The sequence below is a fragment of the Pseudomonas sp. NBRC 111123 genome, from assembly GCF_001320205.1.
Lineage (GTDB): Bacteria > Pseudomonadota > Gammaproteobacteria > Pseudomonadales > Pseudomonadaceae > Aquipseudomonas > Aquipseudomonas putida_J.
This window is the reverse complement of the sequence record NZ_BCAZ01000051.1, coordinates 15530-40931: the sequence shown is the minus strand read 5'-3', so window position 1 is coordinate 40931 and position 25402 is coordinate 15530. Positions and strand designations below refer to the sequence as shown.

At 63.1% G+C, this 25402-nt stretch carries 26 protein-coding genes and 1 pseudogene; 13 read left to right on the top strand and 14 right to left on the bottom strand.

Annotation, left to right across the window (positions count from 1 at the left end; translation table 11 throughout):
- Positions 1-78: 78 nt before the first annotated feature.
- The 3 genes from APH27_RS21555 to APH27_RS21545 form a co-directional block, all read right to left on the bottom strand.
- The gene (locus APH27_RS21555) at positions 79-3159 is read right to left on the bottom strand and encodes an autotransporter domain-containing protein (protein WP_082435233.1); all 3081 of its coding nucleotides are present in this window, start codon (positions 3157-3159) and stop codon (positions 79-81) included.
- 468 nt (positions 3160-3627) lie between these two features.
- A complete protein-coding gene (locus APH27_RS21550) occupies positions 3628-4449 on the bottom strand; it encodes an amino acid ABC transporter permease (protein WP_060485870.1) in 822 nt (273 codons plus the stop codon).
- The gene (locus APH27_RS21545) at positions 4446-5267 is read right to left on the bottom strand and encodes an ABC transporter substrate-binding protein (protein WP_060485869.1); all 822 of its coding nucleotides are present in this window, start codon (positions 5265-5267) and stop codon (positions 4446-4448) included. Before APH27_RS21545 ends, APH27_RS21550 begins: the two co-directional genes overlap by 4 nt.
- Before the next feature lie 103 nt (positions 5268-5370).
- Between APH27_RS21545 and APH27_RS21540 the strand changes: the two genes are divergently transcribed.
- The 4 genes from APH27_RS21540 (at position 5371) to APH27_RS26960 (ending at position 7226) form a co-directional block, all read left to right on the top strand.
- Positions 5371-6267, top strand: a complete 897-nt coding sequence (locus tag APH27_RS21540) for a homocysteine S-methyltransferase family protein (RefSeq protein WP_033696563.1) — start codon at positions 5371-5373, stop codon at positions 6265-6267.
- A 61-nt stretch (positions 6268-6328) separates the two neighbouring features.
- Positions 6329-6763, top strand: a complete 435-nt coding sequence (locus tag APH27_RS21535; RefSeq protein ID WP_027920491.1) for an anti-virulence regulator CigR family protein — start codon at positions 6329-6331, stop codon at positions 6761-6763.
- A 65-nt stretch (positions 6764-6828) separates the two neighbouring features.
- Positions 6829-7053 (top strand): hypothetical protein, encoded by a 225-nt coding sequence (locus APH27_RS21530; protein WP_027920490.1) that lies wholly within the window; start codon positions 6829-6831, stop codon positions 7051-7053.
- 50 nt (positions 7054-7103) lie between these two features.
- The gene (locus tag APH27_RS26960; RefSeq protein WP_256250680.1) at positions 7104-7226 is read left to right on the top strand and encodes a hypothetical protein; all 123 of its coding nucleotides are present in this window, start codon (positions 7104-7106) and stop codon (positions 7224-7226) included.
- A 10-nt stretch (positions 7227-7236) separates the two neighbouring features.
- Here APH27_RS26960 and APH27_RS21525 read toward each other — a convergent pair whose 3' ends face one another.
- Positions 7237-8151 (bottom strand): LysR family transcriptional regulator, encoded by a 915-nt coding sequence (locus APH27_RS21525; RefSeq protein ID WP_027920489.1) that lies wholly within the window; start codon positions 8149-8151, stop codon positions 7237-7239.
- A 181-nt stretch (positions 8152-8332) separates the two neighbouring features.
- On the opposite strand from APH27_RS21525, the gene APH27_RS21520 reads away from it, so the two are divergent.
- The 5 genes from APH27_RS21520 (at position 8333) to APH27_RS21505 (ending at position 11220) form a co-directional block, all read left to right on the top strand.
- Positions 8333-9670 (top strand): nucleobase:cation symporter-2 family protein, encoded by a 1338-nt coding sequence (locus APH27_RS21520; RefSeq protein ID WP_060485868.1) that lies wholly within the window; start codon positions 8333-8335, stop codon positions 9668-9670.
- A 61-nt stretch (positions 9671-9731) separates the two neighbouring features.
- Complete coding sequence (locus APH27_RS21515) at positions 9732-10235, top strand: nucleoside deaminase (protein WP_027920487.1); 504 nt, start codon at positions 9732-9734, stop codon at positions 10233-10235.
- A complete protein-coding gene (locus APH27_RS26650) occupies positions 10232-10438 on the top strand; it encodes a hypothetical protein (protein ID WP_177331703.1) in 207 nt (68 codons plus the stop codon). Before APH27_RS21515 ends, APH27_RS26650 begins: the two co-directional genes overlap by 4 nt.
- 18 nt (positions 10439-10456) lie before the next feature.
- Positions 10457-10582, top strand: coding sequence for a hydroxyisourate hydrolase (locus APH27_RS26955; protein ID WP_256250678.1), 126 nt, complete (start codon positions 10457-10459; stop codon positions 10580-10582).
- Between the two features lie 122 nt (positions 10583-10704).
- Positions 10705-11220 (top strand): ProQ/FinO family protein, encoded by a 516-nt coding sequence (locus APH27_RS21505; protein WP_060485867.1) that lies wholly within the window; start codon positions 10705-10707, stop codon positions 11218-11220.
- Between the two features lie 312 nt (positions 11221-11532).
- Here the strand turns inward: APH27_RS21505 and APH27_RS26175 are convergent, their stop codons facing one another.
- Positions 11533-11934 (bottom strand): GFA family protein, encoded by a 402-nt coding sequence (locus tag APH27_RS26175; RefSeq protein ID WP_082435231.1) that lies wholly within the window; start codon positions 11932-11934, stop codon positions 11533-11535.
- 91 nt (positions 11935-12025) lie between these two features.
- On the opposite strand from APH27_RS26175, the gene APH27_RS21500 reads away from it, so the two are divergent.
- Entirely contained in the window at positions 12026-12469 is a 444-nt protein-coding gene (locus tag APH27_RS21500; RefSeq protein WP_060485866.1) for an NUDIX domain-containing protein, read from the top strand.
- Positions 12470-12701: 232 nt separating this feature from the next.
- On the opposite strand, the gene APH27_RS21495 is transcribed toward APH27_RS21500, so the two are convergent.
- From APH27_RS21495 to APH27_RS21485, 3 genes are all read right to left on the bottom strand, one after another.
- Positions 12702-13409: a tellurite resistance TerB family protein gene (locus APH27_RS21495; RefSeq protein WP_060485865.1), complete on the bottom strand. Its 708-nt coding sequence runs from the start codon at positions 13407-13409 to the stop codon at positions 12702-12704.
- A gap of 85 nt (positions 13410-13494) precedes the next feature.
- Positions 13495-14403: a glutaminase B gene (glsB, locus tag APH27_RS21490; protein WP_027920482.1), complete on the bottom strand. Its 909-nt coding sequence runs from the start codon at positions 14401-14403 to the stop codon at positions 13495-13497.
- Positions 14404-14672: 269 nt separating this feature from the next.
- The gene (locus APH27_RS21485) at positions 14673-15542 is read right to left on the bottom strand and encodes a DMT family transporter (protein WP_060485864.1); all 870 of its coding nucleotides are present in this window, start codon (positions 15540-15542) and stop codon (positions 14673-14675) included.
- A gap of 121 nt (positions 15543-15663) precedes the next feature.
- On the opposite strand from APH27_RS21485, the gene APH27_RS21480 reads away from it, so the two are divergent.
- Entirely contained in the window at positions 15664-17076 is a 1413-nt protein-coding gene (locus APH27_RS21480; protein WP_060485863.1) for a PLP-dependent aminotransferase family protein, read from the top strand.
- Between the two features lie 23 nt (positions 17077-17099).
- On the opposite strand, the gene APH27_RS21475 is transcribed toward APH27_RS21480, so the two are convergent.
- The 5 genes from APH27_RS21475 to APH27_RS21460 form a co-directional block, all read right to left on the bottom strand.
- Positions 17100-18848 carry an OPT family oligopeptide transporter gene (locus APH27_RS21475; RefSeq protein WP_060485862.1) on the bottom strand — a complete coding sequence of 583 codons (1749 nt, stop codon included), beginning with the start codon at positions 18846-18848 and terminating at the stop codon, positions 17100-17102.
- 120 nt (positions 18849-18968) lie between these two features.
- On the bottom strand, positions 18969-20756 hold the full coding sequence (locus APH27_RS21470) for an alpha/beta fold hydrolase (RefSeq protein ID WP_060485861.1): 1788 nt from the start codon (positions 20754-20756) through the stop codon (positions 18969-18971).
- Between the two features lie 82 nt (positions 20757-20838).
- Entirely contained in the window at positions 20839-20973 is a 135-nt protein-coding gene (locus tag APH27_RS26950) for a hypothetical protein (protein WP_256250675.1), read from the bottom strand.
- 115 nt (positions 20974-21088) lie between these two features.
- On the bottom strand, positions 21089-22402 hold the full coding sequence (gene dctA / locus APH27_RS21465) for a C4-dicarboxylate transporter DctA (RefSeq protein ID WP_060485860.1): 1314 nt from the start codon (positions 22400-22402) through the stop codon (positions 21089-21091).
- Between the two features lie 104 nt (positions 22403-22506).
- Positions 22507-23676, bottom strand: coding sequence for a mandelate racemase/muconate lactonizing enzyme family protein (locus APH27_RS21460; protein WP_060485859.1), 1170 nt, complete (start codon positions 23674-23676; stop codon positions 22507-22509).
- A 99-nt stretch (positions 23677-23775) separates the two neighbouring features.
- Between APH27_RS21460 and APH27_RS21455 the strand changes: the two genes are divergently transcribed.
- Positions 23776-24651 (top strand): LysR family transcriptional regulator, encoded by an 876-nt coding sequence (locus tag APH27_RS21455; protein ID WP_060485858.1) that lies wholly within the window; start codon positions 23776-23778, stop codon positions 24649-24651.
- Positions 24652-24751: 100 nt separating this feature from the next.
- Positions 24752-25129 (top strand): hypothetical protein, encoded by a 378-nt coding sequence (locus APH27_RS21450; RefSeq protein WP_060485857.1) that lies wholly within the window; start codon positions 24752-24754, stop codon positions 25127-25129.
- Positions 25130-25186: 57 nt separating this feature from the next.
- Here APH27_RS21450 and APH27_RS21445 read toward each other — a convergent pair.
- A pseudogene (locus APH27_RS21445) lies at positions 25187-25378 on the bottom strand (methyl-accepting chemotaxis protein); the annotation flags it as partial.
- Positions 25379-25402: the final 24 nt, after the last annotated feature.

The following is a 25402-nucleotide window of genomic DNA, read 5'->3' as shown; positions in this document are numbered from 1 at the left end:
GCGCCGCGCGGGCGGCGCTCGATCTCCCAGGCGCTGCATTTGCCAAGGCGAACACCTCGGCAAGGCAACCTCACCGCATCAGAACCGAACCGTAACCCCCGCATTCACCGAATGGTACCGGGCGTCCGACCCAAACTGCCCCTGATACGACAACCCCACCTCAGTCTGGCGGTTCACCTTCACCGTCGCCCCCAATTCAGTCATCGCCACATCACGCGTCTGGGCAATGCCCTGTACCGCAAAGTCCGGCCCACCGGCAAAGGCCTGCGTACTACTCGGGTCCAGGTCACCATAAGCACGGCGCCACCCCAACGACCCGTAGAACCGGGTGTCATGGTCAGCCACACGGGTGCGGGTTGAAGCACGCATGCCCACGGTCGAGAACCAGGTATCTTGCTGCTCACTGGACACATCCAGCGCCGCAGCCCCGCCTTTCTCATGGAAGCTATCGGCATCGTATTTCACATACGACACCCCCACGAACGGCTCCAGCGCCACCGAGCCCAAGCCGATGCGGTAGGCCGCTTCGCCACTGGCCTGCAGGGTGTTGGCGTCGCGCTTGCCCTTCAGGTGGTCGCTGAACCCGGCAAAGGCCACGTTGCGTTTGCTGTCCAGCTTGTGCCAGGTGTAGCCGACGTCTGCACTCAGGCGCAGGGCATCGAGTTGGGCGCCGGTGTACAGGCCCAGGTGGTAGTTGTCGCTGTGGCCTTTGGCATCGGTGTCGTCGGCATCGAACTTGGTGCGGCTGTAGCCACCGTAGAGGCCGGCGCGCCAGTCGGGGGTGAGGCTGCCGTCGGCGCCAATCAGCACGCCGCCGGTCCGCTGGTGCAAACCGCCGGCGCCGTTGTTGCCGTCCAGCTTTGACCAGTTGCCGAAGGCCTGCGCCCAGGCGCCGCCTTCCAGTTCAGGGGCGGTGGGCATGAAGCTCGATGCACCCAGCGGCATGCGCACGCTGCTGCTGTCGAACAGGGTGCGCAGGCGGGTGCCCAGCACGCCGGAGACCACTTGGCTGTTGGCGATCAGCGCGGTGCCGGTGCTGCCGTGGTGGTCGCCGGCGAGCTGATCGATGGCGTTGCGGGCGCTGTCGGCATCCAGCACCAGCAGGTTGTTGTACAGGCGCAGCGGCTCGCCGCTTTGTTGCAGCTCGCTCAGGGCGCCTGCGGTATTCCACTGGTTCTCGGTCAGCGCCACGGTCTGGAAGATGCCGGGGGTGGCTGGCCCGCCGGTTTCTGGCGGCTGCACCGGGGGTTGTACGGGAGGCTGAACCGGTGGCTGTACCGGGGGTTCAACGGGTGGCTCGACCGGTGGCTGTACCGGGGGTTCAACGGGTGGCTCTACCGGCGGTTGAACCGGGGGTTCCACAGGCGGCTGGACCGGTGGCTGCACCGGGGGCTCTACGGGGGGCTCGACCGGTGGTTCGACAGGCGGCTCTGGGGTGGTGGTCTTCTGCGCGATGGTCAGGTTCAGTTCATTGGCCGTGCGCTGCAGGCTGACGTTGAGGAACGCCGAGTTGGTAAATGCCTGGGCATAGGCGGTGCCGGCCGCAGCGCCGTCCACCACGCCGCCCTGGGCGGCCAGCAGGGTGTAGGTCTGCCCGGTCTGGTAGCTTTGCGCGTCGTTGAGCGTGGTGACATCGACCCGGGTGCCACGCAGGGTCGCGGTGCCGCTGACGTTGACGCGGTCCGAGCCGCCGTCGCCGGCAATGTCGGCGGCGTAACGCGAGCCGGCCGCCATGTCCAGGTCGCCGTTGATCGTCAGGGTACCCAGCGCGCCTTCACCCGGCGAAAGGCTACCGCCCGAGGCAACCTGGGTGCTGCCGACCTGGCCGGTACCGGCCAGCACGCCGCCGTCCAGGACCTGGGCGCGGTTGCTGTAGTTGCCGGTGCTGTCGGTGTGGCCGACGGTGCCGTTGACCACCAGGGTGCCGTTGCCAACGCTCAGGAGCGAGGAGCCGCGTGGGTTGGTCTGGTCGACATCGCCGGCCAGCACCAGGCGCCCGCCACGTACCACCGTGCTGCCGCTCATGCCGGTCAGGTCACCGCTCAGGGTGGTGTTGCCGCTGAAGGCATACACCCGGCCCGCACCGCTGATGCTGTTGCTCACTTGCAGGTCGCTGTCGGTGTGGTTGAACGCCAATGCCCCGCTCCCGGCGCCGAAGCGTATTGCGGTTTGCGGGTCGAGGCGGCCGGCGGCTTGTGCGGCGCCGGCGGTGATTGCGTCGATATCGGTGCGGCTGTCGTCCCTGACCACTGCGCCACCGATGCTCAGGGCGCCGCGTGCGGCCGAGTTGAGGCTGGTCAGCTCGCTGATGTCGATGCCGTCGGTGCTGCTCAGCTCGGCGCCGTTGGCCAGCACCAGGGTAGTGCTGGAGGTGGTGGTGCCCAGGGTCAGCGCGCGGGTGGCCAGGCGCGTGCCTTCGCCAGATACGCTGACCACGGTATTGCGGCTGATGTTGGCCGAACCCAGTTCCATCGAGTCGCTGGTAAGCACCGCGCCATCGCTCAGGCTCAGGTCGTTGCGGTTGCGGAAGCTGCCGGTGTTGTCCCAGCGGGTGTTGGTGCCGGACAGGTCGCTGATCGAGTTGATGGCCACGCGCTCGCTGGCCAGCTGCCCGCCATTTTGCAAGGTAATGCGCGAGTCGTAGAGGAAGGTGCCGCCAGAGGTCACGTTCACGGCATCCACCTTCGAGCCCGGGCCGCTGACCACCAGGTTCGCCCGCGACAGGGCATTGCCGGCATTGCCGTTGTCGCTGAGCTGCAGGTCGCGCACAAACACTTCGCCGCCGTCCTGCACGTTGAGCGTGCCTTGGCCGGCGCCGCCGATGACGATGGTGTTACCCAAAACGGCTGTAGTGCGCGGCACCACCCAGCGGGTGCCTGGGCCCTGGACCGTGACAGTGGCCATGGCCGTGCTGGCTTCGTTGTTGGTGGCCGAGCCACCGATTCGCCCACCTTTGCTGGTCAGTTCGGCGCCGTTGTTGACGGTCAGGGTGGCGGGCACGCCGTTGCCGGGGCGCAGCGATACCGTGCCATCGTAGGCGCGATCGCTGCTGAAAGTGTCCTCGCCGCTGTCGAGGATGTAGTCCGCAGCGTGGGCGTTCGGCAACAGGGCGAGGGTGATCGAGAGTGCGAGCGGGGAGAGTCTGAATAGGGGATTCATGGCGATTCCAGATATTCCATTAGAGGCCACGCAAGTGGCTGCCAGCCCCGAGGGCGCTGGCGTTCCTTGGCTGCAACGGATAGACGCTGGGAGTATCGGGAGGGGGCATCGCGATGAGAATAGTACGCATGTACTAGCGGCTTTCGAAACGTGACGCTGCGCACATAGCGGCCTGCGGTGGTGCAGCCTTGGGTGGAACCATTTTTCAGTCCACGCATTCACAGTTCAGGGAACACGTGTGAGGACTATGCCATGACAGACCAGAAACAGGATCAGCAACAAACCGAGGTGCCGGCTCACTCGACCGAAGAGGAAAAAGCGCGGCTCAAGGACAAGAACAAGGACGGTATTCCGCCAGGCGCTGAGTGATGGATGATGCGGCAGTGGGTTGCCGTAGCTGGGGCCGCTTTGCGGCCCATCGCGGATAAATCCGCTCCTACAGGGGGGACGGTGCGGAAGGCGGGCAGGTCAGCGCTGGTAGGCCTTGCCAAAATGCCGCTCGAGCCGTGCCTGCACCAGCTCCAGCAGGATCGACAACACCCAGTAGATCACCGCGGCCGTGGTCAGCATCTCCAGGTACCGATAGCTCGATCGGCCATACGACTGCGCCAGGAACATCACTTCCCAAACCCCCATCACCGAGATCAGCGACGAGTCCTTGAGCATCGAGATGAACTGGTTGGCCGTAGGCGGAATGATCACCCGCATGGCCTGGGGCAGCACGATGCTGCAGAAGATCTGCACCGGCCGCATGCCCAGCGCCAGGGCCGCTTCGTGCTGGCCGCGGGCCACGCCGAGGATGCCGGCGCGGAAGATCTCGCTCAGGTACGCACCGTAGTTCAACGACAACGCAATGATGCCGGCGCTGATGGCGCCGGGCACCAGGCCCAGCTGCGGCAGCCCCAGGTAGATGAGCAGGATCTGGATCAGCAGCGGGGTGCCGCGGAAGAACGAGGTGTAGAAGCTGGCGATGCCCACCAGCACCGCGCTGTTCGACAGCCGCGCCAGCGCTGCGGCAAAGCCGAACGCTACCGACACCACCATCGAGCACAGGCACAGGAACAGGGTCAGCGCCGCGCCCTGCAAAAAGCCGTTGGGCCCGAGCTTGAAGCCGGCGAGGTTGGGGAATTTCTCCACGATGATCGCGAACTTCAAATCGAAGCTGAGGAAGAACGCCACGAACAGGGCGAACAGCGCCAGCCAGGTCAGGTACAGCCGGGTGCGAAAGCCGAACAGGCGTGCGCCCGTGGCGCGGGCCACGGGTTTGGGGGCAGGGGGGAAGGTGCTCATTTGCTGATGTCGGCGCCGATCCATTTCTGCGAGATCTGCGCCAGCGAGCCGTCAGCCTTCAGCTCGGCGAACACCTGGCGCACCTTGGCGTCCCACTCGGGGTCGCCTTTTTCGATGGCTACCGAGTTGGGTTCTTCATACAGCGGGGCGCCGGCCAGCTTGAAGCGGTTGTCCTGGTCCAGGCGCGGCTTGGCGGTCACCAGGTTGGTGAGGATGGCGTCCAGGCGCACGCCGGCGCCCAGGCCCAGGTCCTGGAAGGCGACGTTGTCGGTGTCGTAGGGGGCGATCTGCACGGCCTCGAACGGGTAGTCGATATGGCGGTCTTCGGCGCCTTCGATCACCAGGTTCTTGTTCAGGTAGCTCTCGTAGCTGGAGGCGGCGGTCAGGCCGACCTTGCGACCGTCCAGGTCCTTGGCGCCGTGGATGCGCTCATCCTTGGCGTTGACCACGATGACGGCAGGCGAGGCGTAGTACTCCACCGGGAAGGCGAACACTTCGGCGCGGGCCTTGCTCGGGGTCATCGAGCAGATGCAGATGTCGTAGCGGCCGCTCCAGCGGCCGGCGGCGATCACGTCCCAGGACGGTGTTTCCAGGCGCAGCTTGACGCCAAGCTTCTTCGCCACCGCCTTGGCCACGTCCACATCGAAGCCGTCGAGCTGGTTCTGCTCGTTGAGGAACGAGAACGGTGGGTAGCTTTCCATCAGCACGTTTACCAGTTCCTTGTTCGACTCGACGCGCTCAAGGGTGGTGCCGGCAAAGGTTTGAGTAGCAGTAGCGAGTAACAGAAGGCTCGCGCCGAACAGGGCTGGGATGCGCATGTAAATACCTGAAGTGTTGGCAAAACGGGACAGGAGGTATTAAATAGTTATAAATAAACCAAACATAATGAATTTTATTCATAAACACCTTTAGGAACGTTATATGACACAGCGAGCGTTGGTGGTTCTGGACGGTGGCATGGGGCGGGAATTGCAGCGCAGCGGTGCGCCGTTTCGCCAGCCCGAGTGGTCGGCGCTGGCCCTGAGCGAGGCCCCCGAGGCGGTAGTCGGCGTGCATGCGGCGTTCATCGCTGCCGGTGCACAGGTGATCACCAGCAACAGCTATGCGGTGGTGCCGTTCCATATCGGTGAAGCGCGTTTCGCCCGGGAGGGCCTGCAGCTGGCCACGGTGGCGGGGCAACTGGCACGTCAGGCGGCCGATGCCAGTGCGCAACCTGTGCAGGTGGCGGGCTCGTTGCCACCGTTGTTCGGCTCCTACCGGCCGGACCTGTTCCAGCCGCAGCGGGTGACTGAGGTGCTGACGCCGCTGCTGCAGGGGCTGGCGCCCCATGTGGACCTGTGGCTGGCGGAAACCCAGAGCTCGATTGCCGAAGTGCGGGCCATTCACAGCCATCTGCCAGCGGACGGCAAGCCGTTCTGGGTGTCGTTCACCTTGCAGGACGAAGACGTCGACAGCGTGCCGCGCCTGCGTTCGGGTGAGCCGGTGGCCGATGCCATCGCTGCGGTGGCCGACCTCGGGGTGGTGGCGGTGCTGTTCAACTGCAGCCAGCCTGAAGTCATCGGCGCGGCGCTGGATGTGGCGCGCGCGGTGATCGAGGCCCGCCAGGCGGATATCGCCATCGGTGCCTACGCCAATGCCTTCCCGCCGCAATCGAAAGAAGCGACCGCCAACGATGGCTTGAGCGAGCTGCGCGAAGACCTCGACCCGCCAGGCTACCTGGTATGGGCCCGCGACTGGCGTGCGCGTGGGGCGAGCCTGATCGGTGGCTGCTGTGGCATCGGCCCGGAGCACATCGCCGAGATCAAGCGCAACTTGTGAGCAACTAGCCCGAATAGCGGTCTATAGTTTTGCTAACGTCATCTGCCAAGGATGCCCAGAAGTGGCCCGATCATCCGTTGTCACCGCCGTGATCACCGCGCTAGCCATCGCCTTCGCCTCAGGCCCGACCCTGGCCGACCCTGGTAATGGCAAAGGCCAGGGGCAAGGCCATGGCAATGCTGGCGGCCACAAGCAGGGCGGCGGCAATAACGACTGGCACAATGGGCCCTCCATCGACCGTGGCGATGTGCTGGGCATTCTCGGCGGCCATCGCAGCTACTGGAGCCCGAGCCCTGCATTGCCACCCGGCATTCAGAAGAACCTGGCGCGTGGCAAGCCACTGCCGCCAGGTATTGCCAAGAAGCTCGATGGTCGCCTGCTCGGGCAGTTGCCTCACTATGACGGTTATGAGTGGATGCAGGCGGGCGCAGACCTGATCCTCGTCGCGGTGGCCACCGGCATCATCTATGAAGTGCTCAACGGCGCGTTCGACTAAGGACCTGAATTAATTTTTGTCCGGCTGGTCAGGTATTGAGCCCTTCCTCCGCCTTCGAGGTGCTCATGCCTGTGTATACCGTTAGCTACCGCCACAATGGCCAGCCGTCCACTCACACCTTTGAACTGAAGCAGCTTCGGCTGGCCACGCACGAGGTGGCCATGCACCTGATGCTGCTGCACTTCGGCGATGGCGAGAACAGCCTGGTCATGCCCCCTGCCGATGCCAGCCCTGAGCAGATACTGGCCCAGGCACAGGTTCTGGGGCTTTCGGATATACACGTCGCTTGACCGCTGCCGCTGACAGGGCCCGCCCGCCTGATCAGAACACCGACCAGCCAATGCGCGAAATGCTGGGCCTGTGCCTGTTCATCAGTGGCTTGCTGATCCTGGCGATCCCCGCTGGCATGCTGACGCGCTCGGGCGCCGAGCCGCGCAAGCCACTGGAGCTCAAAGCAGCTTGAGTGGCACCCCTCACAAGGTCGTGGACCTGCCCATGCGGTCCAGCTCGAACACCTTGCTGCGTTGCAGGCACTCGCGCAGGTAGCGCGCCGCCGGCCCAGGCTGGCGCTTGCGGTGCCACAGCAGGTCTACCCCCACCAGCCAGTCGGTGTGGGGGTAGGCCTCCAGCTGCAGCTCCACCAGTTGCCCGCTTGCCAACGCGTGCTGCACCAGCTGGCGCGGCAGCGTCGCCCAGCCAAGCCCCCCGCGCACCATCTCCACCAGCGCCAGGTAACTCTCCGCCCGCCACAGCTGGCCGGCGCGCAGGTATTCGCTGCTGGGCAGCTTGTCGGCATGGGCGAAAAAGGCCAGCCGGCGATGGGCGTTGAGGTCGGCAAAGCTCACCGGGCACTGCCCGGCCAGGGGGAACTGCGGGTGGCAGACGTGGGTCATGATCAGCTTGCCCAGCTGCTGGAAGGCAAGCTCTGGCGGGTAGTGGGGCTGGGCAAAGCTCACCCCAAGGTCGGCCTCGCCTGTCAGGATCATCTCGCTGACATCGCCGTGCAGCGGGTGGCGGATCAGCAGGTCGACGAAAGGAAACGCCGCGTCAAAGTCTTTGAACGGCGGTATCAGCGGGCCATAAGGCACCTCGATCGCCAAGGTCAGCGCGGCTTCCACCTGGCCCGCCAGGCTGTCGGCGCTGCCCTCCAGGGCATAGCAGCGCTCAAGAATGCCCTCGGCGCGCAGCAACAGCTTGTGTCCGGCGGCGGTGAGGGCGGGGATACGGCTGGTGCGGTCGAACAGCTGCACACCCAGGTCGGTTTCCAGGTTGCTGATGGCCGCGCTGACCGTCGACTGGGTACGCCCCAGCCGCCGCGCAGCGGCAGAGAACGAGCCGGCCTGCACGGCGCTGACGAACACCTGCAACTGATCCAGAGAAAAGCGCATGGCCTGATCCTTTCTACGCGTCGATCCATCGATAGTAACGATGGTTAATCATTTGCTCCATCGCTGATTTCGCAGGATTCTCCACGTCGACATCGCGGCAGCTGCCCCTGCTTCCCTGCGCTGAATGTCACTCCGGGCGCCTTCAACAATAAAAAGAGCCGCACATGAGGAGAGTCACGACATGAGCCAACCTGTTATCCACCCCGTGGATGAAGTACTGCCTGCGCGGCAGCTGTTCACCTTCGGCCTGCAGCATGTGCTGGTGATGTACGCCGGTGCCGTTGCCGTGCCACTGATCCTGGGTAGCGCCCTGGGCCTGACCCAGGCCCAGGTGGTCACGCTGATCAATGCCAACCTGCTCACATCGGGGGTTGCCACCTTGCTGCAAACCCTCGGGCTGTGGCGCTTCGGTGCCCGCTTGCCGCTGATCCAGGGCTGCTCGTTCATTGCCTTGGCGCCGATGATCATGATCGGCAAGGAATTCGGGCTACCTCACGTGTTCGGTGCAGTGATCGCAGCCGGTGCGCTCACCGTTGCCATCGCGCCGCTGTTCAGCCGCCTGCTGCGGTTTTTCCCGCCGGTGGTGATCGGCAGCCTGATCACCGTCATCGGCATTTCGCTGATGCCGGCTGCGGCCATCTGGCTCGGGGGAGGGCAGCCAGGCACTGCGGACTTCGGCAAACCGGCCAACCTGATGCTGGGCGTGGCCACGGTGGCGATGACGCTGGTGATTCACGCACGGTTTCGTGGATTTATCGGCAACCTCAGCGTGCTCCTGGGGCTGATCGCCGGCAGCGTGGTGGCCGTGGCCTGTGGCATGGCCGACTTCAGCCGGGTGGCCGATGCCACGTGGTTCGAGCTCAGCGCGCCAATGGCCTTCGGCGCCCCGCAGTTCGCCTTCACCCCCGTGCTGATCATGCTGTTGGCGATGCTGGTGATCATGGCTGAAACCACCGGCAACTGCCTGGCCATCGGCAAGCTGACCGGCAAGCCCACCGACCAGCGCACCTTGGGCAACGCGTTTCGCGCCGATGGCCTGTCGACCATGCTCGGCGGCCTGTTCAATAGCTTTCCGTACAACGCATTCACGCAAAACACCGGCCTGATCGCGCTTTCCGGGGTCAAGAGCCGCTTCGTGGTCGCGGCAGCGGGCGCCATCATGGTGCTGATGGGGTTGTTTCCCAAGTTGGGTGCGCTGATCGCCAGCGTGCCGACGCCTGTGCTCGGTGGCTGCGCCATCGTGATGTTCGGCATGACCACGGTGGCCGGCATCCAGGAACTGGCCCGCGTACGTTTCGAGGGCACCCGCAACGGCCTGGTCGTGGCGGTGTCGGTCAGCCTCGGTGTGTTGCCGATGTCGATGCCGGCGCTGTTCGAGCATGTCAGTGGCCCGCTGAAGCTGGTGCTGGAAAGCGGGATCTTCCTTGCCGCTGTCAGCGCCATCCTGCTCAACCTGCTGCTCAACCGTGAAGCCGAACCCGGCAGCCAGGACGCCGTCGATACCAGCCTGGCCAAGTGAACCTGCATTCTCACGCGCGCCAGCTGGCGCGCTTTCAAACGCCGTTCAAGGAGTAACAGCCATGACCTTCACCCGCTCCGGCGCTGACCTGTCCGAGATGGACCTGGCCCTGCTGCGCGAGTCGATCCGCCTGTCCGAGCAGTCGCGCAACGACGGCCGCCACCCGTTCGCCGCCCTCGTCGCCGATGCCCAGGGCCAGATCATCGCCAGTGCCGGCAACAACTCCATGCCCCCGGAGGGCGACCCGACCCAGCATGCCGAACTGGTCGCGGCGGCGCGCGCCGCCAAGCTGCTGACCCCGGAGCAACTGGCAGGCTGCACCCTGTACACCAGCGCCGAGCCCTGCTGCATGTGCGCGGGTGCGGTGTACTGGACCGGTATTGGCCGGGTGGTGTATGCGTTGTCGGAACACGCGCTGCTCGGGCTGACCGGTGCGCACCCGGAAAACCCCACCTTCTCGCTGCCGTGCCGCGAGGTGTTTGCGCGCGGTCAGCGCGCCGTGCAGGTTCATGGTCCGGTGCTTGAAGAAGAGGCCGCAGCTGCGCACCAGGGGTTCTGGGCATGAACGGTGGCGTCTCCGTGCATGTTGTGGACATCGCCAGCGGGCGTGCCGCGCAAGGGCTGCGCCTGAGCATCGCGTTGCCGGGCGGCGCGCCGATCGCGCAGGGTGTCATCGATGCGCGCGGGCAGTGGGCGGGGCTGGCCGATATGAACGCGCTGTTCGGGGTGGGCGTCTATGAAGTGCGTCTGCAGGTGGCGCAATTCTAACGCCAGTTGGGTACGCCGTTGCCAGACATTCCGTTTATCGACGAGCTGGTGTACCGCTTCGGTATTGGCGATGCACAGGCGCACTATCACCTGCCGTTCAAGATCACCGCCTGGGGCGTCAGTTGCTTCCGGGGTGGCGCTTGAACGGGCGCGTGGTCATGCCATTTCAGTAAAAACAGCAGCGATTTGTCCTCTTTCTGCTGCTCGCTGGCGCTGCATGGCTTATCCTTGCGCCACGCAATCAACGTAGAAGCAGTGAATTAACGATGGGTTTTGAACAACTAGCTGAGTTACGTGACCGCCTGCGGTCTGAAAAAGAGCAGCAGACAAAGGCCGAGAATCCGCCGCGCCCCGCCAAGCGCAAGCCCGCGCCACAGGCAAAGGCGCGTGAGGTGGACCCGGCGGTGGAAGCGATCTGGCCATTGCAGAAGCATTTCCCCTTGGCGTTCCCTGTAAACCCGGCCCCCAAGGTGCCGCTCAAAGAGGGCATCTTCAAGGATGCCGAGCAACACCTGGAACTGCTCGGCATCACCAGCGAACAGCTCAAGCTGGGCATCTCGACCTGGTGCCGCGGCAACCGGTACTGGGCCTGCATGGTAGAGAACGCGCCGCGCCTGGACTTGAACGGTCAGCCCGCTGGCATCGTCACCGCCGGCCAGGCGCTGTATGCCAAGCAGCAAGCTTCGCGGCAGCGCGGCAAAGACCGTAAAAACCGTGCCAAGCCCAAAGCGGCTGCGCCAGCGCCGGTCGCCGATAGCGCGGCGGAACAGGCTGCGGACTAAGCCCAGCCCTGCTCGGCCCCGCGCCTTGCAGTTTGCGAGCGCTTGGGCCGTGGCGCGCAGAACGACAGGGCAGGGTGCTCAACCTTGCCCCGTCCTGCCAACTGAGCAGCGCCACCCTGCCTGGCTCACTCAGGCCAAGCACTCGCATTCGCCTGAAATGATCATCGGGTCAGAACATCGACAGCAGCCCAATCACTGCCACAGCGGCCTGCGCCACGATCGTCACCAGCAACCATTTCGGCCACCTGCGGATAAACCAGTAAACCGTGGGTGATGTTCCTGCGGGCGTTAGTTGCCAACGCCCCACAGCGCTCAGTCGACCTGAGACCGAATGCTGAATGGTTTGTACCAGGGTGCTGCGCAATCGACGTGAACATGCGCCTGCTTTTCCGGAAAAAACGGTGTATCAAGCGTGCCCAGCGCTATCGAAATCCAGTCGGCAAACTCACCTTCAGAGCGTGACCAGAACAAGGTCGAGCCACACGCCACGCAGAACTCGCGCACTGCCGTCGGTGAAGAGGCGTAGGCCTTGATACTGTTGGCGCCGCGAAGTACACGCAGCGTGTTGCGCGGGACGCTGCCATAGGAAGCAAATGCGGCTCCATGGCCTTTGCGGCACTGGCTGCAATAGCAATGACTGACTGCCTGTGGCGGGGTAAGTAGCTCGAAACCGACTGCTGCGCATAAGCAGCTTCCTTGGTAGGCGTCTGTCATGGGTGCGTCCGTGCAGGTGGGAAGCGCCAGCGTAACCGGCCCGGTAGTATCGGTCGACTGCCTGAGTCCGCGAATAGGTAAGGAGAGCGTGATGCATCCAAACAAATCATGCCCAGTGGTGCTTTCGAATACGACGCCAGCGAAGCTGCTGCTGTTTCGGCATCCCCTTGCAGGCACGCAATTGGTGAAGGGCACCATCGAGCACGGCGAGACGCCGGGTGAGGCGGCGTTGCGTGAGCTGGAAGAGGAATCCGGTATCAGGGGGGCCGCCATCGAGCGCGACCTGGGGTGCTGGGTCGCCGGGCATCTGGGGCAAGTGTGGTCGTTTCACCTGTGCCGAACTCACCAAGCGTTGCCCCAGCGGTGGGCGCATCAGACGCTGGATGACCACGGCCACGTGTTCGAGTTTTTCTGGGCTTCGCTCGAAGATCTCCCTTATGCGGACTGCCACCCCGTCTTTCAGCGGGCACTGGATTACTTGCGCGAAGTACTGAAGATACCCGGTCATTGGGCAGATGGGGCATCAGAAATCTGAAGTACTGACTTGCTCGTTCTTACTGGCCGGCGCGGATCCTGTGGGAGCGGGTTTACCCGCGAAGCAGGCAACGCGGAGGATGGCACGGGCTTCGCCCGTGTTCGCGGGTAAACCCGCTCCCACAAAGTTCTCCTCTGGCCCCAATGGTTCACTTCTAGCCCCAATGGTTCACTTCTAGCCCCAATGGTTCACTTCTTGCCCCAATGGTTCACCTCTGGCCCCAATGGCGGTGTCAAACAGCGCCCTTGGCCTGCTGCTCCAGGTGCACCTGCAATGTCGGGTCGATCTGCAGCGCACTGGCCAGCTCGTCAAGGTAGGCCCGCTCTGCATCCTGCTGGTCATCCACCAGCATCACGCTGGCCAGGTACATTTCCGCGGCCATGGCCGGGTCCTTGGCCGACCGCGCGACCTCGCCAGCATCGAGCGGCTTGCTGACTTCTTCATCCAGCCATTGCTGCAGTTGCGGGTCGTTGGTCTGCCGTTTGATCTGCGCGTAGATCAACTGTTCTTCCTGCTCGTCGATACGACCATCAGCCTTGGCGGCGGCAATCAGCGCACGCAGGATCGCGTGGCTATGATCTTCCGCCTCGGGCCCGGACAATTGATCGACAGTGCGCACCGCCTGTTGCGGCGCTGCCGCCTGGCTACGTTGCCAGCTCTGGTAGGCCTGGAACGCCATCATGCCCAACGACGCCAGGGTAGCGTAATTGATACCACCTGCCGGGCGCCCCTGCGCAGCGCCGCCAGCGCTACTGCCACCCAACAGGCCGCCCAGCAGACCACCCAGGCCGTTGCCACCTCCAGCTGAGCTTGCGCCGCCAAGCAGCCCGCCCAGCAAGCCACCAAGGCCGCCTTGCGAGGAAAGGCCGCCGCTGCCTTGTTGCGTTTGCGAACCCTGGCCGGCCCGGAGTAATTGTTCGAGCAAATCACGGGTGTTCATGGCTCTGCCCTCGATCGGTAGCGGTTGCCCAGACAAGCAACGATAGCCCCCTCAAGCCGAACCGCCATGACCGTCTGGCTGCTGCTCAGAACACCGACCACCCAATCCGTGAACTCAGCAATTCGAGCGCTGCCATCCCCGCCAGGGAGTTGCCCGCCGCATTCAGCTCCGGCGACCACACGCACACGGTGAATTGCCCCGGCACGATCGCCACGATCCCGCCGCCCACGCCACTCTTGCCTGGCAAGCCCACGCGGTAGGCGAAGTTCCCCGCTTCGTCATACAGCCCGCTGGTGGCCATGATCGAATTCACCTGCTGGGTCTGGCGCCGGCTGAGGATTTGCTCGCCGCTGTGCTTGCAGAACCCGTCGTTAGCCAGAAAACAGAAGGCCCGGGCCAGGTCCAGGCAGCTCATCTGGAGCGCGCAGTAACTGAAGTAGCTGCGCAACACCGTCTCGACCTCGTTATGGAAGTTGCCAAAAGACTGCATCAGGTAAGCCATGGCCGCATTGCGCGCGCGGAACTGGTATTCCGAATCCGCAACGCGGGCATCGATGGCAATGTGCGGGTTGCCCGACAGCCGCCGCACGAAATCGCGCATCGACAGGGTGGGGGCGGCGAAGCGCGACTGGTTGATGTCGCAGATCACCAGCGCGCCCGCATTGATAAAAGGATTGCGCGGGCGGCCGCGCTCGAACTCCAGCTGTACCAGCGAATTGAACGGCTGGCCCGAGGGCTCATGCCCAAGCCGTTCCCAGATGGCTTCACCGGAGTGGCCGATCGCCTGGACCAGGCTGAACACCTTGGAAATACTCTGCACCGAGAACGGTACCTGGGCGTCGCCTGCGCAATGGTAACTGCCATCGTTGCCATACACGGCGATGCCCAGCTGCTGCGCCGGCACGTCGGCCAGCGCAGGAATGTAGTCAGCCACTTTGCCCTTGCCGATCAAGGGGCGCACTTCGTCGAGAATCTCGTTCAACAGCGTTTGCATGGAAGGCCCTGTCCTCACTCCCCCAGGCGACGGCAGGGGGTAGCGTTTCAGACGCAGGCTCAGCCGGAGAGATCACACTTTCGCACCAACATGGCGCAGTCGATCATTCGGCTCAGATCTGCACACATCTTCTGATTGGCACGGGTCTGTGGGAGCGGGCTTGTCGGATCGCCGCACCGCCGCGAACACCGGCAAAGCCGGTGCCATCCGCCGCGTAGCCTGCTTCGCGGGCAAGCCCGCTCCCACAGGAACATCACCCGCTTTCAGCGCTACAGGGCGTATTTCTTGGCCCCGGCAACACAGATGACAGCCCCCAGCGTCACCACCAGCATCATCCAGCTGACCTGCTCGTGCAGCAGCAGCGCGGCCAGCCCAAGCCCCATGAACGGCTGGAAGAGTTGCAGTTGGCCAACCGCCGCAATGCCACCCTGGACCAGCCCCCGGTACCAGAACACAAACCCGATCAGCATGCTGAACAGTGAAACGTAGCCAAGGCTGAACCACGCAGGGGCGCTGACCTTGGCGAAGGCATCTGGCGCCGGAAGATGAGTGACGGTCAGTAGCAGCATCAGCGGCAACGCCACCAGCAACGCCCAGCTGATCACCTGCCAACCCCCCAATGTCCGCGACAGACGCGCCCCTTCCGCATAACCCAAGCCACAGACGACTACCGCTGCCATCATCAGCAGATCGCCCACCGCCGACGCCTCGCCGCCATTGATCAATGCATAGCCCGCGACGATTCCGGCACCCATCAACGAGAACAACCAGAACAGTGGCCGGGGCCGCTCGCCGCCCCGCAGCACGGCAAACCCAGCGGTACACAGTGGCAGCAGCCCGACAAAGACAATGGAATGAGCGGAAGTGACGTGCTGCAGGGCCAGCGCTGTCAGCAATGGGAAACCGATAACGACGCCCGCCGCTGTTATGGCCAATGACCACAAGTCACTACGTTTGGGGCGAGGCTGGCGTAGCACGAGCAGGAACAGCGCACCCAGCAGGGCGGCAATCGTTGCCCTGGCACAGGTCAGAAACGTAGGTTCAAAGGCTGTTACTGCCACACGGGTGGCCGGCAACGAGCCCGCGAAGATAGCGACGCCAATGAAGCCGTTGATCCACCCGCTTGTTGATTTTTCCATCGCCCAGTCCTCGAAAAGTCCGGGTTCAGTACATCACTGACGGGTTCACCAAGGCCATGTACAATCCAACACAGTTTGGCCGAACTGTTATGCACAGTAACCCAGCACAGTTGAGGGCGCGATGAAACGCAGTGCAACGCTGATCCGCACCGTAATGAGTGAAGTCCAGTCCAGGATTACCTCCCGAACCTACACGCCAGGAGCAAGAATTCCTTCGGTCCGGGCAATGGCGCAGACCATGCAGGTATCGGTTTCCACCGTCCTCGAAGCTTATGAACGGTTGATGGCAGAGGGTGTACTCAGTTCACGCCGTGGCTCCGGTTATTACGTGGCCGGGCCCGTGGCGCCACTGGCACTGACCGAACTCGGCCCCAGGCTCGATCGTGAAGTCGACCCATTGTGGATCTCGCGCCAGTCCCTTGAAACGCCCAGCGATGCGCTGAAACCTGGGTGTGGGTGGCTACCTGCATCCTGGATGTACGAAGCCGGCATGCGTAAGGCGCTGCGCGTCGCTGCCCGTTCCGACACCTTGGAACTGACGGAGTACGCTTCACCCCTTGGGCATCCGCCGCTCAGGCAGTTCCTGTCGCGACGGTTGGCGGGCATCGGGGTCGATGCAGCTCCAGAGCAGATCATGCTCACCGATTCCGGCACCCACGCCATCGACCTGATTTGCCGGTTTCTGCTGGAGCCGGGAGACACCGTCCTGGTCGACGACCCCTGTTACTTCAACTTTCACGCAATCCTGAAAGCACACCGGGTGAACATTGTGGGCGTACCCTACACGCAGACGGGCCCAGATATCGAGGCGTTCGGCGCTGCCCTGCTCAAGCATTCCCCCAGGTTGTACATGACCAATTCCGGCATCCACAACCCGACCGGTGCCACCCTGTCTCCGGTCACGGCGCACAGGCTGCTGAAGCTGGCCGACAGCTCCGACCTGGTGATCGTAGAGGACGACATCTTCGCGGATTTCGAGAACACGCCCGCGCCCAGGCTGTCTGCCTTCGATGGCCTCTCCCGCGTCATCCAGATAGGCAGCTTTTCCAAGACCATCTCCGCGTCGATACGGTGTGGCTACATCGCCGCGCGGCGTGAATGGATCGAGAGCCTGGTCGACCTGAAGATTGCGACCACATTCGGGGCTGGGCGCTTGGCTGCGGATATCATCCATCAAGCCATCACTGATAGCGGGTACCGAAAGCACCTGGAGAGTGTTCGCCTGCGGTTGGCCGAGGCAATGGACAGTACGGTAGCGAAGCTTCAAGCCATTGGTATCAAGCCCTGGAGGATTCCCCAGGCAGGTATGTACCTCTGGTGCCAACTCCCTCAAGGCAAGGATGCAGCCACGCTGGCCAGAGCCTGCCTGACTGAAGGTGTGTTGCTGGCGCCCGGCAATGCGTTCAGCCAGTCCATGACGGCGGGGGATTTCCTGCGTTTCAACGTTGCCCAATCGAGCGACGGCAAAATTTACGAAGTGTTGAAACGGGCGCTGAGTGCTGAGTCGCGAGTTCAATCCGCACCGCCAGTGTGATGGCATCACTGGCATCTGTCGGCCTACAACGTGCGCAGCATCTCCCAGAACGATGCCCCCACCCCCATGATGCTTTCCCCGGCAATCAACCCTGCCGCCGCAGTGATCGCAAACCGCTCGGTAACGCTCGGCCACCGGCAACTGACCAGCCAGGTCACCACCGCCCCCAGCCCCATCATCAGGCTGATCGACGCCGGCAGGATGAACGCCAACCCCAGCGCTGCCGTACTCGGCAACCAGCGCGCCGCGCGCTGCGGCAGCAGGCTGTCCAGCGCGCCCAGCAGCACGCCAACCCCGCTGCCGGCCACAATCGCCCAGCGCAACGCCAGCGGCAGCGCCCCCAACCCTTGGGTCAATGTCTGCGCCACCGCCTTCCAGGTCGCTGCGGCCGGTGCCGGCCACTGCTCGGTGAGCAGCAAGGCCTGCGGGTCGGGAATCAGCACCCGATACACCAGCACCCCGACCACGCTGCCGATGAAGATCCCGATGCATTGCGCAATCAGCTGCTTGTGTGCCGTCGCACCGATCGCCAGGCCTACCTTGAAGTCGTTCATCAGGTCGGTGGACTGCCCGGCCGCGCCACCGGCCGTGTTGGCGCTCATCAGGTTGATCGCCACTTGCCCCGGCGCAATCAGGCCGAAGCTGAGCTGCGACAGCTTGCCGATGGCACCAATCGGTGCGATGCCGGTGGCGCCGACCACGCGTGCGGCGACCACGGCAAGGCACACTGCCAAAGGAATGCTCAGCAGCGCCATCCACCCGTCGATCCCGAACAACAGGGCTTGCAGGGTCACGATCAGCACGATGGACAACAGCAGCCCCGACGCAGGCCATGGGGTGAATCGCACCCTGGCGCGCGGCACGCGCAGGTTGGCGGGGGAGCGCCGGGGTACCTGGAAAAGTCGAACTATCAACGAAGTCAGGGTCGCACACACCATCAGGCTTACACCCGGCCACAACAGCCATTCCACCAGTGCGGCGAACTGTGGGCCGCTGGCGTCCGGGGCAAGCACCACCAGGGCATGTTCGATCAACCACGGCGCCAGCCCGCCCCAGGCCAACGCGGCGCCGATCAGCAGCGTCAGGCCTACACGTATGCCGATGATGCTGCCGAAGCCGATCAGCATCAGCGAAGGGTCGAGCGTGAAGGTCAGGCGCTCAAGAGCAGGTGTGGGCGCCCAGCGCGGTATCGCCCAGACGAAGCCGTCGATCCACTTCACCAGCCCGGACAACAGCGCGGCGCTGCACAGCACCTTGATCCGCGCCATGGCTTCGCGCCCGTGGTTATAGATTTGCTGCAGTGTTTCCAGGGTCGCCATGCCCTCGGGGAATTTCAGGCCATGGTCGTTGAGCAGGGCAGGGCGCAGATACCAGGCGATCCAGATGCCCAGAAAACTTACCGAGAACACCCAGGCCATCATCGGCACCGGGTCCAGTTGGTGACCGGTAAGCAGGGTATAGGCGGGAATCGGCGCGACCAGCCCGCCAGAGACGATGGAGGCGGCGGCCGAGGCCACGGTCTGGTTGATGTTGCTTTCGTGCAATGTCCACGCAGGCCGGTTTTCCCTGCGCCCCGCGAGCCCTTGCCACAGGGCGAAACCGATCAGCAAGGCAATGATCGACATGTTGAAGGACCAGCCGATCTTCAGCCCCGCATACACATTCGACGGCGTGAGCAAGATGCCCAACAGCGCCCCAGTGAGCACCGCCCGCAGGCTCAGTTCACGTTCTACGCGCATCGCGGGGAGGGTGGTGACGGGTGCATGGGGCATGGCAATCCTTTGTCGAAGTCGCAAGCGTGCTCTGCACAACTGAGCCGCGAACGCCACGAAGGTTCATTGCTGCTCATGCACCCTCACCGTCAACGGCCCTTCGCGACTGCAGGCGTTGACTCAACGCGCCATGACATAGGAGCCAGGTGCGGGGCACAGGGGCGGGTACTTGCGCGAACCGGGTTTCTTCGGTGCAGCCCGGCTGTCGCCCGAACGCTGGCCGATCCATTCGCGCCAGTGCGGCCACCAACTACCTTGCTGGCGATCCCCGGCGCTCTGCAGCCAGGTTTCCGGGGCCTCGACGTCGGCCGGTGCGGCGTAGAAGAACGATTTCGGGTTACCCGGCGGGTTTACCAGGCTCTGCAAGTGGCCGGCGTTGGACAGCACGTAGGTGGTGTCTGCGCCAAACAGCCGGGCAGTGCGGTAGCAGCCCTGCCAGGGGGTGATGTGGTCGGTGGTACCGCCAATCACATAGGCGCCCACCTGCACCTGGGTCATGTCGATCGACTCGCCGGCAATCTGCAGGGTACCCGGGTGGGTGTAGGGGTTCTGCTGGATCAGGTCGAGGTAGTCAGCGTGCAGCTGGGCCGGTAGCCGCGTGGTGTCGTTGTTCCAGGCCAGGATGTCGAAAGCCGGCGGTTTGTTGCCCAGCAGGTAGTTGTTGACCCAGTAGCTCCAGATCAGGTCGTTCGGGCGCATCCAGGCGAACATGCGCGCCATGTCCTGGCCGCTCAGCACACCTTTGCGCCGCGAGCAGGCTTTGGCCGCGCGCAGGGCCGAAGGGGTGTTGAACAGCCCCAGGGTGGTGTCGCCCAACGCCGAGGGCATGTCGAGCACGCACACCGCCCAGCTGGTATTGGCCACCTTGTGGCCCTCGCCACGCGCCGCCAGCCAGCCCAGGTAGGCGGCCAGGGTGATACCGCCCGAGCAGGAGCCCCACATGTTCACATCCGGGCTGCGGGTGATGCTGCGCGCCACGTCCACCGCCTGGTCCAGGCACAGCGCGTAATCGGCCAGGCCCCAGTCGCGATGCTCGCGGGTGGGGTTGCGCCAACTGATGACAAACAGGGTTACCCCGCTGTCCTGAATCCACTTGATCAGGCTTTTTTCCGGCGACAGGTCGATGGCGTAGTACTTGTTGATTTGCGGTGGCGACATCACCAGTGGCCTGGCATGGACATTTGCGGTGGTGGCGGCGAACTGCAGCAGCTCGAACATCTCGTTGCGAAACACCACTTCGCCCTTGGCCGTGGCGATGTTTTCCCCAACCTTGAACGGTGTGCTGTCGACCTGCCTCGGCAGGCCGCGGTTATGCAGGATGTCCTGGCCGAACTGGCCGATGCCCTTAGCCAGGCTCATGCCACCAGTGTCCACCAGCTTGCGCAGCGCCGCCGGGTTGGTCAGCGGTGAGTTGCTGGGGGCCAGGGCATCGGCCAGCAGTGCCGCAATGAACCGGGCACGGTTCTTTTCCATTGGGGCAAGGTCGCTGGTCTCGATGAAGCGGGTCAGCTCACTCTGGCCGGCCAGGTAGCTTTGCAGCAGTGCGCGCAAGAAGGCATTGGACTGCCAGGCCGGATCGGCAAAGCGCTTGTCCTTCGGGTCTGGCGCGATGCCGGAATGGCCACCGACGATGCCGCCCAGCGCCTTCAGGTAACCCCCTACATGGGCGCCAGCCTTGAGCGGCGACTTGCCCACGGCCTTGAGCAGGCAGCCGGCCCAACCGGCCAGGTCGGCCGGGCGCATGCTGACCAGCGGGTTGGCCGCCAGGGTCTGGTTGGCTGCGGCGTCGATCAGCGCTTGATACGGAGAGTCTTCCGGCAGGTCGTCCCGCTTGCGCGTGCGACGGTTTCGGCCGGATGCGGGCGCTTGCGGGGTAGCGGTGTCGCTCGTTCGGGTGGATCTGCTCATGGCTGCTCTCGTGATTCCGGGCACGGTCTTGTTGTGCACCGACTCTATGGCAGCCGTGGCAGCGGCCACTTCACATCGCACGTCAGCGAATTTTCATTTCATGACGAGAGGGATCCAGGGCCGACGGTTTGTACTGCCCAATGAGGTTGAACGGGTTGGCGAAAGGTGCGAACAGGCTCGGGTGAACGCGGCTGAATGCGACAATCGTTTTCTTCATGACCCGGTATGACCTTGATGACTGGATTGAGGGTGCGGCTTTGAGGTGCGGTCAGCCGGAGGCAAAAACGCAGTGCCAGCCGCGCGCGAGCGCGCAGCTGGCAGCGGCGATGCGCTTACTCTTGTAGGGCGTACGGTTTGGTCTTGTTTTCGTTTTTCTCCTGCTTCAACGCGGCGACTTCACGTTTGGCAGTTTCGACGTCGAACGCCTTGTCCCATTTGGCAATGGCGATGGTGCCGATACCGTTGCCAATCAGGTTGGTGACTGCCCGGGCTTCATTGAGGAAGCGGTCTATGCCGAGCAGTAGGACCAGACCAACCAGTGGGATCGAGTGAAGGGTGGTCAGCGTGGCAGCCAGCGTGATGAACCCGGCCCCCGCAACCCCAGCCGAGCCTTTGGAGGTGAGCAGCAGCACGCCTAGCAAGATCATCTGATCCATGAGCGAAAGAGGCGTGTTGGTTGCCTGGGCAACGAAGATCGCGGCCATGGTCAGGTAGATACAGGTGCCATCGGCATTGAAGGTGTAGCCAGTAGGCAGAACCATCCCCACGACGGATTTCTTGCAGCCCAGTTTTTCAAGTTTTGCCATCATCCGTGGCAACACGGCCTCGGTCGAACAGGTGCCCAGCGTGACCAGGATTTCATCCTTGAAGTAGCGCAGAAACTGCATAAGCGGCAAGCCAGACCAGCGCGCGACAGTTCCCAGAATGACGACGATGAACACCAGGGTGGTCATGTAAAGCGCAACGAGCAATTGCCCCAGCGACAGCAGCGTGCCCACGCCATATTTGCCGATGGTAAACGCCATGCCCGCCCCCGCGCCGAGAGGGGCAAGCCGCATGACCATGGCGACGATCTTGAACAGGCCATGCAGGAAAAGGTCAATGACGTTGATCAGGGGTTTACTGGTTGGCCCCATCTGAACCAGCGCTACGCCCATCAGTACCGACAACAGAATCACCTGGAGCATGGAGCCCTTGGCAAAGGCATCGACGAAGGTGCTGGGGATGATGTTCAGCAAGAAATCAACGGTGCCGCCCTGTTCCTGAGCCGCCTGGCTGTACTTCCCGATGGCACTGCCATCGAGGGTGCTCGGGTTGATGTTCATGCCAACGCCTGGCTTGACGATGTTGACAACCACCAGGCCGATGACCAAGGCAATCGTGGACAGGATTTCAAAATAGATTAACGCTTTGACGCCTATGCGGCCGACTTCCTTGATGTCGCCCATTTTCGCAATGCCAACGACTACGGTGCCGAAGATGATGGGCGCCAACAGCATCTTGATAAGCTTGATGAAGCCATCGGCGAAGGGCTGCAGCTTTGTACCGATATCCGGCTCCAGGTAGCCGACCAAGCCACCGATCACGATGCCAATCAGTACCTGGACATAGAGCTGGCCATACCAGCGGGATTTGGACGTTTCCACGAGCGCACCTCATTTTATTGTTGTGATCGGCTGTGTGGTCAGGCGTCGATGTACGACGCTTGTAACGCAGCTGCCTTGCAACACAAGGCAGCTGCTGGCTTGCATCAGCCTTCGCCCAGCTCGCGCATCACGTTGTACAGTGCAGATTTCGCTTCGAAACCGACGCCTGGGATATCCGGCAGGCCCACATAGCCGTTCTCGACGCGGATGCCATCGGCGAAGCCACCGAAAGGCTGGAACACATCCGGGTAGGACTCGTTGCCGCCCAGGTGCAGGCCTGCTGCGATGTTCAGCGACATCTGATGGCCGCCGTGGGGAACGACGCGGCGAGAGGACCAGCCCATTTCTTCCATGACGTTGAGCGTGCGCATGTATTCAACCAGCCCGTACGACAGGGCACAGTCGAACTGCACGTAGTCACGGTCCGGGCGCATGCCGCCATGGCGCAGCAGGTTGCGAGCGTCCTGGTGCGAGAACAGGTTTTCCCCGGTCGCCATTGGCAGGTCGTAGTGCTTGGCCAGCTCGGCCTGCAGTGCGTAATCCAGCGGGTCGCCTGCCTCTTCGTACCAGAACAGGTTGTAGGGCTTGAGGGCTTCGGCATAGGCAATAGCGGTTTGCTGATCGAAGCGGCCGTTGGCGTCGACTGCCAGGCGACGACCATCGCCAACGACTTTGATGACGGCTTCGATGCGGCGGATGTCATCGGCCAGGGGGGCGGCACCGATCTTCATCTTGACGACGTCATAACCGCGGTCCAGGTAACCGCGCATCTCGTCTTGCAGCTTGGTGTCGTCCTTGCCTGGGTAGTAATAGCCACCGGCGGCGTACACCCAGACCTTGTCGTCGGCTTTGCCGCCACGGTAGCGGTCGGCCAGCAGGCGATAAAGCGGCTTGCCTTCGATCTTCGCGACGGCATCCCATACCGCCATGTCGATGGTACCGACGGCAACCGAGCGCTCGCCGTGGCCTCCCGGCTTCTCGTTGGCCATCAGGGTTTTCCAGATGGCGAACGGATCGAGGTTGTTGTGTTCCTTGTCGATCAACGACTCTGGGTCAGCTTCAGTGATTCGAGCCAGGAAGCGATCACGCATCAGCGCGCCTTGACCATAGCGACCATTGGAGTTGAAACCGTAGCCAATCACTGGCTTGCCATCACGGATGACATCAGTCACCACCGCTACGACAGAGCAGGTCATCTTGGAAAAATCGATATAGGCGTTGGCAATTGGCGAGGCAATGGAAACGGTCTTTTCGCGGATGTCGACGATACGCATGATGCGCTCCTCTTGTTGTTGAGGGCTTCAAATTAAGCCTGGCAACGAGGTCCGCCCAATGCTATTAATGCAGGCCCCCATGCTGAAACGGCATTGCCCATGGAACTGGTCTGGCTTGAGGATTTCATCGCCCTGGCAGAGAACGGCAGCTTCGTTCGAGCCGCCGATGCGCGCCATGTAACCCAGCCTGCTTTTAGCCGCAGGATCAGGTCGTTCGAGAGCTGGATAGGCGTTGAACTGTTCACCCGCACGCCGCAAGGCGCCAACTTGACCGAGGCGGGGAAGCACATTCTGCCGAGTGTTCTGGACGAGGTGAGCCGGATTTATCGAATCCGTTCAGAGGCCCAGGAGCTTGCCGGGAAGGCAGCCAAGGTCCTGCAATTTGCCGCGACTCATTCGCTGTCCTTTACCTTCTTCCCGCGGTGGATCAGAGCGGCCGAGCGCGGAGCGCCGATTGAAGCCATCCGGCTTCACTCTGACAGTATGGCCAGCTGTGAACAGATGCTGGTACATGGGCAAGTGCAGTTCCTGCTCTGTCACCGTCACCCTGAAGTGCCACCTCAGCTACCCCATGACCAGTACATCAGCAAAAAGGTCGGTGACGATATTCTCGTTCCTCTTGCAAGCCCGGCACTTGCTCTTGAAAGCGAAGAAACGTCCATGCCCTATCTTGCCTACACGGAAGAGTCGGGCCTTGGGCGGATCGTCAGGCATCGCTTGCAAGGAAAGGATGAGTACCTCCAGCTCAAGCCTCACTTCAGCAGCCATCTGGCCGCCGTCTTGACGTCCATGGCCCTGGAAGGCAAAGGCATCGCGTGGCTACCCAAAAGCCTGACTGAGCAGGAAGTCCTTGATGGCAGGCTGATCAGAGCGCTCGATGAGCGCTGGGATATTCCTCTGGATATAAACCTCACGCGTCCCACTGCGCCTATCAATACCTCTGCCGAGACGTTCTGGAGCAGTTTGAACGTTTGATGGTTTCAGTGCCTATGGATTCATGCATTTCTGAATGCGGGCTGTTCCTTGCCTGTAGAATCCCCGTTGCATAAGGCAATCAACCCAGGACTGGAATGCCATGAACCCTTACCTACACGAAGTCATCGACCTGCACGTACTGATCGAGGCGCTGTTCGCCAGAGGCGAAGGCCAGGTTGAGGCGATGATCGAGCGATTCACCCAGGACTTCTCCATGATCACGCCCACCGGTGTTCAGGTATGCCTGCAGGATGTGGCAACCCTGTTCGCAAAACGAGCGGGTGGCCAGCCAGGCTTGACCATCGAGCTGACCGAGCTGGAAACATTGGCGCAATGGCCGGAGGGCGCAGTGATCCGCTATCAGGAGACACACCGCCAGCCCGGCCAGGACGCGAAGGCACGGATCTCGACCGCCTTGTTCAGCCGCCAAGGAGATCGCGTTTTATGGCGTCATCTGCATGAAACCTGGGCGGCGTGATGTTACGAGCAGCCGCTGGCCCATGCAGCCACAACCTGCACGGGCCACTGGCTACGCTTAACGTTTGAAATTACCCACCAGTACTTGCAGGCCCGCACCCAGCCGGGCCAGCTTGACACTGGATGCGGCGGTTTCCTCGCCGGCAGTCGCCGCCTGCTCGGACACGTCGCGAACGTTGAGCACGCTGCGATTGATCTCCTCGGCCACAACGCTCTGTTGCTCCGAAGCCGTGGCGATCTGCTGGGCGACCGACTTGATCACATCCCCGGCACG

Coding starts and splice junctions, on each gene's coding strand:
- APH27_RS21555 (WP_082435233.1), bottom strand. CDS start 3,159: ATGAATCCCCTATTCAGACTCTCCCCGCTCGCACTCTCGATCACCCTC.
- APH27_RS21550 (WP_060485870.1), bottom strand. CDS start 4,449: ATGAGCACCTTCCCCCCTGCCCCCAAACCCGTGGCCCGCGCCACGGGC.
- APH27_RS21545 (WP_060485869.1), bottom strand. CDS start 5,267: ATGCGCATCCCAGCCCTGTTCGGCGCGAGCCTTCTGTTACTCGCTACT.
- APH27_RS21540 (WP_033696563.1), top strand. CDS start 5,371: ATGACACAGCGAGCGTTGGTGGTTCTGGACGGTGGCATGGGGCGGGAA.
- APH27_RS21530 (WP_027920490.1), top strand. CDS start 6,829: ATGCCTGTGTATACCGTTAGCTACCGCCACAATGGCCAGCCGTCCACT.
- APH27_RS26960 (WP_256250680.1), top strand. CDS start 7,104: ATGCGCGAAATGCTGGGCCTGTGCCTGTTCATCAGTGGCTTGCTGATC.
- APH27_RS21525 (WP_027920489.1), bottom strand. CDS start 8,151: ATGCGCTTTTCTCTGGATCAGTTGCAGGTGTTCGTCAGCGCCGTGCAG.
- APH27_RS21520 (WP_060485868.1), top strand. CDS start 8,333: ATGAGCCAACCTGTTATCCACCCCGTGGATGAAGTACTGCCTGCGCGG.
- APH27_RS21515 (WP_027920487.1), top strand. CDS start 9,732: ATGACCTTCACCCGCTCCGGCGCTGACCTGTCCGAGATGGACCTGGCC.
- APH27_RS26650 (WP_177331703.1), top strand. CDS start 10,232: ATGAACGGTGGCGTCTCCGTGCATGTTGTGGACATCGCCAGCGGGCGT.
- APH27_RS21505 (WP_060485867.1), top strand. CDS start 10,705: ATGGGTTTTGAACAACTAGCTGAGTTACGTGACCGCCTGCGGTCTGAA.
- APH27_RS26175 (WP_082435231.1), bottom strand. CDS start 11,934: ATGACAGACGCCTACCAAGGAAGCTGCTTATGCGCAGCAGTCGGTTTC.
- APH27_RS21500 (WP_060485866.1), top strand. CDS start 12,026: ATGCATCCAAACAAATCATGCCCAGTGGTGCTTTCGAATACGACGCCA.
- APH27_RS21495 (WP_060485865.1), bottom strand. CDS start 13,409: ATGAACACCCGTGATTTGCTCGAACAATTACTCCGGGCCGGCCAGGGT.
- glsB (WP_027920482.1), bottom strand. CDS start 14,403: ATGCAAACGCTGTTGAACGAGATTCTCGACGAAGTGCGCCCCTTGATC.
- APH27_RS21485 (WP_060485864.1), bottom strand. CDS start 15,542: ATGGAAAAATCAACAAGCGGGTGGATCAACGGCTTCATTGGCGTCGCT.
- APH27_RS21480 (WP_060485863.1), top strand. CDS start 15,664: ATGAAACGCAGTGCAACGCTGATCCGCACCGTAATGAGTGAAGTCCAG.
- APH27_RS21475 (WP_060485862.1), bottom strand. CDS start 18,848: ATGCCCCATGCACCCGTCACCACCCTCCCCGCGATGCGCGTAGAACGT.
- APH27_RS21470 (WP_060485861.1), bottom strand. CDS start 20,756: ATGAGCAGATCCACCCGAACGAGCGACACCGCTACCCCGCAAGCGCCC.
- APH27_RS26950 (WP_256250675.1), bottom strand. CDS start 20,973: ATGAAGAAAACGATTGTCGCATTCAGCCGCGTTCACCCGAGCCTGTTC.
- APH27_RS21460 (WP_060485859.1), bottom strand. CDS start 23,676: ATGCGTATCGTCGACATCCGCGAAAAGACCGTTTCCATTGCCTCGCCA.
- APH27_RS21455 (WP_060485858.1), top strand. CDS start 23,776: ATGGAACTGGTCTGGCTTGAGGATTTCATCGCCCTGGCAGAGAACGGC.
- APH27_RS21450 (WP_060485857.1), top strand. CDS start 24,752: ATGAACCCTTACCTACACGAAGTCATCGACCTGCACGTACTGATCGAG.